General features: G+C 26.5%; 1 protein-coding gene. It reads right to left on the bottom strand.

Going from position 1 to position 514, the window contains the following annotated elements:
• Positions 1-110: 110 nt before the first annotated feature.
• Positions 111-269, bottom strand: coding sequence for a hypothetical protein (locus Q0838_RS14245; protein WP_298956561.1), 159 nt, complete (start codon positions 267-269; stop codon positions 111-113).
• Between the last annotated feature and the right edge of the window lie 245 nt (positions 270-514).

The following is a 514-nucleotide window of genomic DNA, read 5'->3' as shown; positions in this document are numbered from 1 at the left end:
TCAAAAATTCTTTCGGTTTTGCCATCCATAAATATAACTATAAATAACGACTTTTCAAAATAAAAATGGTATTATACTGTATTATTAATTTTAAAGCTTTTAAAAGAAGGTCAGATATCAAAGGCTGACTCTATCTGTATCATTTCTTCATTTTCATTTGTTCTTATGAACGACTTGATGTGTAGCTGTTGTTTTACATATCTGAAAAAGATTTCAATATCCCATAGTCCTTTATATCGCTGGTTATTAGTATTTGCTGTCCAAGTCATATGATTGATTATGAACTTTATTTCTTGTTTGCGCTTATAGCTTCATATCGTTACACGTTTTAATTTCTTAGGTATTTTTAGTTCGATTATTTTATTAATGAGTTTATGTAGATTTTTATTATCTGGAAGATCGATCTTTTTCATTAATCGAGGTAAACTGAAGGTTATTCTTATACCAATATAGTTATATAATGTCATATATTTTTTGTATATTTATGTATGGGAAGAACAGCATATTTAGATAT

Source organism: uncultured Nonlabens sp., assembly GCF_947495285.1.
Taxonomy (GTDB): Bacteria; Bacteroidota; Bacteroidia; order Flavobacteriales; family Flavobacteriaceae; genus Nonlabens.
Note: the sequence above shows the minus strand (reverse complement) of the source record. Positions and strands in the feature narration are given on the sequence as shown.